The organism is Anaerovorax odorimutans, assembly GCF_024459955.1.
In the GTDB taxonomy this organism is placed as follows: domain Bacteria; phylum Bacillota; class Clostridia; order Peptostreptococcales; family Anaerovoracaceae; genus Hominibacterium; species Hominibacterium odorimutans_A.
This window is the reverse complement of sequence record NZ_JANFXK010000042.1, coordinates 1-4,136: the sequence shown is the minus strand read 5'-3', so window position 1 is coordinate 4,136 and position 4,136 is coordinate 1. Positions and strand designations below refer to the sequence as shown.

Here is a 4,136-nt window from a genome sequence, read left to right as displayed (position 1 = left end):
GTTGAAACCTCATAACTGCCCGCCTGCCTCGAGAATATCCATCAGCACTGCATCATCACTGACAATCTGCATCCGATCCAGGAATTGATCAACGCCTTCTTTACTGTCAGCCCATCCCGTTATAAAACCAAGGCCGTGGAGCTCCCGCATTTTTTTCATTTGCAGCGGTGTCGGTTTCTTTCCTGGCGCTTTCAGCTCGATGAACGCGATCCGGCCGCCCGGAAGCACGACCAGCCGATCTGGCACGCCCGCGTTTCCCGGCGACACGAACTTGTATGCTCGACCGCCCATCTGCTTTACTCGCAGCCGCAAATAATCTTCGATGGCTTTTTCACTTAATTGTTTCTTCATGGTTTTCACTCCTCCTTCTCTCCCAGTATTGGTCTCCGTCAATTCGATAAGATTCAAGTCCCAATTCTTGCCTTGCCTGTTTCAAGGTATTTTTTGAAAGCCTGGTTCCCGACTTTGTCACAGCGCAATAGCGAATCACTCTCACCGGGATCCTGGCGATTCCAGTATCCTTCTCCGCCTGGTCAAACAGCTTATTCAATATCTCCTTTGCTACCTCTACCATATTGCCTCCTCTGGTAACCCTACCAATTTAATGCGTATAGTAATCCCTATACTTTATATAGAATTAAGATATAAAGGTATATATAATCCTTATTTCCTTTCTTTCATTTATCTCTATAGAGAAAATGTAGACAAGGTAGACAACTATATAAACCGCTTAATTTTTCAACGATTTCGCTGTCTACTTATACGTCAACATTTCCATCTTTTGAATGTTGATTTGTAGACGTGTCAACAACCACGATTTTTTCACTTGTTGACAGTTTTTTGTATCCACGCTGCACACCATACGGGCCAAATCTTCCGGAAGTTTTCATTGGCTCCCACTCAGGAAGGCCCCGCAGAATGTCGTTGATTTCCCTGGCGTCTCCTCTCTTCATGTATCGCAATTCCGACCCGAAGCATTCACACCACAGTTCCGCCGCGCAGACCCGATCTCTCGGCGCCGTTCCGGGATTCCGATCAAACTCGCCGGACCAATACATCCGCCTCTGGGGAATGTCCCGCTGCTGCCAGTTTTCCGGAAGCGGCTTTTCTAAAAAGTCCAAAATCATACCCTCCTTGGCGCTTGCCTCCCTGTGGCTTTCCTGGGCCTCCTTGGCGTGTTCTTCGATCTCCTTCGGCAAGTACAGGGGTTCTCCCATTCGCCAGTAAACCAGGCATTCCGCCCAGATCTGGTCCACCTCGCGTTCCAGCTCGGTAAACACGTTTTTCTTTGGTTCCCGGATCCCCACGTCCACCGGCCAAAAGCGCCGGTTCCCGGTCGGGTCTTTTAAAAATTCTTTATCGTTTGTGGTCCCGAAAAACACGCACTTCCTCGGAAAGCGTCCCGTCCTGCGGCCATACGCTTCCCGGTAAATGTCTTCTGTTTTGGAAAGAAACTGCTTGACCGCGTTGGTTTCCGATTTAGAAAGTCCGTTCAGCTCCCCCACCTCGTTGATCCATACGCCTTGCAGCATTTCCGCCGCCTCCTTGCCTTCAAAGGTGGCCAGGCTATCCGAATACCACGCCTTTCCTAAAAGGCGATATAGCGTGCTTTTCCCGATGCCCTGCGCCCCGGACAAAATCGGCATGTAGTCATACTTGACCCCGGGCTCCATCACCCGCGCCACGGCGGCCACCAGGCTCTTTCTGGACACGGTCCTGCAATACAGCGTATCCTCTGCCCCCAGGTAATCGGAAAGCAGCGTATCGACCCGCTTCACGCCGTCCCAGGCCAGGCCCAGTAAATAGTCTTTCAGGTCGTTGAACGCTTGCTCCATGGCGACCAGCATCAGGCCGTCGTAAATCTTTTCTTTGCCGGTAATCCCGTAGACCGCTTCTAAATACCATCGTAGTCCGGCGTCATCCTCTTCGGCGTGCATCCGGCGATCTTCTTTCTTGTTCCAGGGCAAGGCCCCCAGCACTAAGCCCCGGTTGGCAAATTCATCGTAGGCAAACTTCCCTTTTAACAGCGGGTCATTCCGCAAAACGATCAGGATGTTGTTGACCGACTTCACGTAGTTTCCGGATCCGTTGATCTCCAGCTGCTGCACCCAGGAAGAATCTTCCTCTGAATCGGTCGCGCCCCCAAAGTCGCTAACCGCTGTCTCGTATTTCTCTTGTTTCATCAGGGCCATCACCTGCGGATCCGCCTGGGCGAACTCTTTCATGGCCGTATAAGACGGCAGCCGTCCGGTCGGGGTCCCTGCCGCCGCCTCCTCGTCCAAGTCCCCAAATTTATGTAGCCGCACCAGGTCAAAGGCGTTGCAGAGCTTTCCTCCGCTGGGGTCGGTTGCGTGGTGGCTGTAAAGGAACTTCCCGTCGCCATACACGATGGCCCCGCCCGTGGTGGAGCCTCCGGTATAGGTGTAGCGGTCTTTCAGGTCACACGGTTCGTACTCGTCCGGGATCAGTTGCTCCATGGCCGCGTAGACGTCATAGACACGGCAGAACGCGCCGACGGCGCCTTTTTTCTCCGCCGGGTCTTCCTGCTTGGCCGCCAGCTTTTGCACCGGCTGCGCGCCCGGCACCCGCGGCCACTGGGCGACGTCCTTCCAGTCGCCGTACATGGCCAGGATACCGTCCGCGGACAGCAGCGGTTTATCGCCGTACTGGAACACGAACTGGCTGTCCGCGCTGCAGCTGGGCCAGTACATCAGGCGGCTGGCTTGGAAGGTCGTCGGATCGCAAAACGCGATCCCGATGATCTCCGCCAGCTTCCTCGCGATCGGCTCGTATTCATCCGGGCTCACCGTTCGGGACAGCGGCACGATCACCCGCAGCCTCGGTTTTGCCGGCTCATGCTTTCGGGTGCTGTAAACCGCGTACCCGCAGCCCAAGCTGTCCAGCCGGCAGAGGACGTTGTCAGTCTGTCCTTCCGGGATGTTGTCCAGGTCAAGCGTCAGTAAATCCCTGCCTTTTATATTGGCCGCTTTTCGCTGACCGTCCACGATGCCGCCGACAAAGCCGCCCACGTCCTTCAAATCGTCCTGCTGGCTCTTGGAATAGCGCAAATACGCAAGCAGGCTCTCCGTGCTCCGGACGGGCGTCTTGATCCGCTCGATGAACTCGGACCACCAAAGCTGCCGCACTGGCCAGGCGGTCGCTATACGGGATCCCGCCGCGCTGATCTGTAGTTGTCTGTCGTTTTGCAGTATCATCTATGTGAGCCCCTTTCTAATCTTTCTTGTAATAGGGTGATGCAAACCCGTCGGCCGGAAGGTCGAGTCCCGGCGCCCAGGAAACCGGCCGGCCCATGATCGCGCAGACTTCCTCGACCGTTACCTCCTCTGGCACTTCCAGGATCGCCTCGTCGTGGACCGTAAACACCACCTGGTGGCCGGCCGCCTCCAGTCTGGCCAGCGCTTCCGCCAGGCAGTCCCTCGCGATGGCCTGCACCACGTTCTCGGTCAACTTCCCGCCGTAGGTGTCTACGACCTCCCATTTCCTCGTGGTCTGGTTCATGCCGTAGTAATGCAGGCTGTCGTTCCCCCACTGGTTCGGTGAGAGAAACGGATGCGCGTAAAAGAGTTTCCGCCCGGACGGCAGCCGGATGGTAAAAAAGTCCTGGCCGTGGTCAAAGTCGCATTCCCGCCGCAGGGTCAGCCCCGCCATGCCGACCGGCCGCCCGTCCCTGAGTACGGAGATCGCCGCGCTTTCGATCCGATACCAAAAGTCCACGATCCGCTTGTTGGTGCTTCTCCACCTGCGCACGATGTCCGGAAGCTCTTCCTCGGACAATCCCATCTTGAGCGCGCCCATCTGGACCAGCGCGCCGGACGCGCCCTGGTAGCCCAGAGCCAGCTCCGCCACTTTGCCTTTTTGCCGCAGCGCGTATTCCGGCCGACCTTTGACGATATGCTCGATGGGCACGCCGAACATGGCCGAAGCGGACGCCTCGTAAATCTTCCCGTGGGTGGCGAAGACCTCCAGCCGCCAGCCTTCCTGCGCCAGCCAGGACAGCACCCTCGCCTCGATGGCGGAAAAGTCCGCGGAGATGATCTTCTTTCCCGGCGAGGCGATGAAGCAGGTGCGGATCAGCTGCGAAAGAAGATCCGAAGCGTTACCAAAAATGACCTTGA

Annotated in this window: 4 protein-coding genes; all 4 read right to left on the bottom strand. The window is 56.2% G+C overall.

All coding sequences use genetic code 11. The features are described from left to right. Nucleotides 1–9: 9 nt before the first annotated feature. Nucleotides 10–351, bottom strand: coding sequence for a VRR-NUC domain-containing protein (locus tag NE619_RS17570; RefSeq protein ID WP_256133791.1), 342 nt, complete (start codon nucleotides 349–351; stop codon nucleotides 10–12). Then, nucleotides 332–574 (bottom strand): hypothetical protein, encoded by a 243-nt coding sequence (locus NE619_RS17565; RefSeq protein WP_256133790.1) that lies wholly within the window; start codon nucleotides 572–574, stop codon nucleotides 332–334. Before NE619_RS17565 ends, NE619_RS17570 begins: the two co-directional genes overlap by 20 nt. 184 nt (nucleotides 575–758) lie before the next feature. Then, the gene (locus NE619_RS17560) at nucleotides 759–3,215 is read right to left on the bottom strand and encodes a virulence-associated E family protein (RefSeq protein WP_256133789.1); all 2,457 of its coding nucleotides are present in this window, start codon (nucleotides 3,213–3,215) and stop codon (nucleotides 759–761) included. Nucleotides 3,216–3,231: 16 nt separating this feature from the next. Next, nucleotides 3,232–4,136 (bottom strand): DNA polymerase (locus tag NE619_RS17555; RefSeq protein WP_256133788.1); only part of this gene is annotated, 905 nt, incomplete at its 5' end.

Excerpts from the sequence above, each read along its gene's own strand:
- NE619_RS17560 (WP_256133789.1), bottom strand. The coding sequence starts at position 3,215 with ATGATACTGCAAAACGACAGACAACTACAGATCAGCGCGGCGGGATCC.
- NE619_RS17565 (WP_256133790.1), bottom strand. The coding sequence starts at position 574 with ATGGTAGAGGTAGCAAAGGAGATATTGAATAAGCTGTTTGACCAGGCG.
- NE619_RS17570 (WP_256133791.1), bottom strand. The coding sequence starts at position 351 with ATGAAGAAACAATTAAGTGAAAAAGCCATCGAAGATTATTTGCGGCTG.